Origin of the sequence: Streptomyces sp. NPDC058052 (genome assembly GCF_042885515.1) — a bacterium.
Lineage (GTDB): Bacteria > Actinomycetota > Actinomycetes > Streptomycetales > Streptomycetaceae > Streptomyces.
In genome coordinates, this window is the sequence record NZ_JBHVRX010000084.1 from 1 (window position 1) to 1,420 (window position 1,420).

Annotated in this window: 4 protein-coding genes; 1 reads left to right on the top strand and 3 read right to left on the bottom strand. The window is 29.4% G+C overall.

Going from position 1 to position 1,420, the window contains the following annotated elements:
* From ACFVU3_RS40045 to ACFVU3_RS40055, 3 genes are all read right to left on the bottom strand, one after another.
* Nucleotides 1-242, bottom strand: a 242-nt coding sequence (locus ACFVU3_RS40045) for a DUF4870 domain-containing protein (protein WP_390073707.1), incomplete at its 3' end; no start/stop codon positions are given.
* A gap of 143 nt (nt 243-385) precedes the next feature.
* A complete protein-coding gene (locus ACFVU3_RS40050; RefSeq protein WP_390073708.1) occupies nt 386-661 on the bottom strand; it encodes a Txe/YoeB family addiction module toxin in 276 nt (91 codons plus the stop codon).
* Nucleotides 648-1,037: a type II toxin-antitoxin system Phd/YefM family antitoxin gene (locus tag ACFVU3_RS40055; RefSeq protein ID WP_390073710.1), complete on the bottom strand. Its 390-nt coding sequence runs from the start codon at nt 1,035-1,037 to the stop codon at nt 648-650. The genes ACFVU3_RS40050 and ACFVU3_RS40055 overlap by 14 nt, the downstream gene beginning before the upstream one ends.
* Nucleotides 1,038-1,089: 52 nt before the next feature.
* Between ACFVU3_RS40055 and ACFVU3_RS40060 the strand changes: the two genes are divergently transcribed.
* Nucleotides 1,090-1,420 (top strand): ABC transporter substrate-binding protein (locus ACFVU3_RS40060; RefSeq protein ID WP_390073709.1); only part of this gene is annotated, 331 nt, incomplete at its 3' end.

Genomic DNA, 1,420 nt, shown 5'->3' on the forward strand with positions numbered 1-1,420 from the left:
GGTACAAAGACTAAAACGGATGCAATAATTGTATAAATAAGATAACTAATTAAGTAATTAAGATAATTTTTACCTTGTTGATCGATAAAAGCAGAATCATCTCTTTTTAATACCCAAATAATGAGTGGCCCTAAGAAAGTTGTGAAAAATGATAATAACCAAATGACCATAGCAATCGTAGTTTCATTATCAGAAACATCTTTAAATGCATGAGGATTTTTAGATTGATTCACCAATTTCATATATAATTTAGCCCCTTTTTGTATGATTTACTTTAAATATATACATTTTAATTATTAAAGTAAATGACTAAATAATAGTAACTAAGGGTTATATTGTTCAAAGTAATTTTAATTATGTAACTGTTTCACGCGAAACGGTTACTTTATTGATAATGAAATCTGCAAGACACTACGAATATTGAATCATCCTTAATTTTGTATATTAATCGTTGTTCTATTGAAACTCTTCTACTGAAATAGCCTTCGTAGTTTCCTTTTAATGCTTCTGGTTTTCCAATACCATCAACACAACCATCTCTTGCAATACTTTTAAGTAAAGAATTCACTTTTTTAAAATAATTTTGATTGTGTTGTTGCCAATATTGATAATCTTTAAATGCTTGAGCTGTAAAAGCTACACTAAACTTACTCATTATCATCAATCTCTATTGTAATTGTTTGGTTATGATTCAATTCCATAATTGATTGATTTAAGTGAGACACATTAGCGAGATTGGATAGAAGGTACATCGTTTCCAACATCGCATTATAATCCTTTTCAGCTAAAATCACTGCATTTTCATTTTCCTTTGTCGTAATAGTGTAAGCCACACTATCCTCGTTCACTTTAGTAATAAGTTCTTTGAAATTCTGTCTAGCGTTTGAATAATTAACTGAAGGCATATTAACAGCTCCTTTAAACGTTGTACAATTTATTGTACAATGCTTCCGTTCTATTGTCATCAATATTTTTTGTCTATAAATCATATTGATGTTTAAAAATGATAAATTCGGACATACATCATATGTAACCATTTTCAAAAGCACTTAATAGAACTAATCATTAATTTTTGGAGGAATGTTTCGCATGACTAAAGAAATTAAACAAAATGTTGGCACAGTTGAAGTTCCTGATACAGTTGAATCTGCAGTTGCTTTAGAGTATTCATTTGTAGAAGCATTAGTGAAATTAGACGTAAATGTAACTGGTATTGCAGATGATAACAATGTAGACAATTTAGACAGTGAAACTCGTAAAAATGTAGGTAGTTATCAATCAGTTGGACATCGTCAAACACCTAGTGTTGATGACATTAAAAATGCTGAGCCACAAGTGATTTTCGCAGATGAGGATAGACATAAATCTATCTTTGAAGATTTAAATTCAATTGCACCTACAGTATTAGTTAAAAGTTTTG

Bases quoted from the DNA above. Each gene is read 5' to 3' on its own strand.
- ACFVU3_RS40050 (WP_390073708.1), bottom strand. From the start codon at position 661: ATGATAATGAGTAAGTTTAGTGTAGCTTTTACAGCTCAAGCATTTAAA.
- ACFVU3_RS40055 (WP_390073710.1), bottom strand. From the start codon at position 1,037: ATGGTTACATATGATGTATGTCCGAATTTATCATTTTTAAACATCAAT.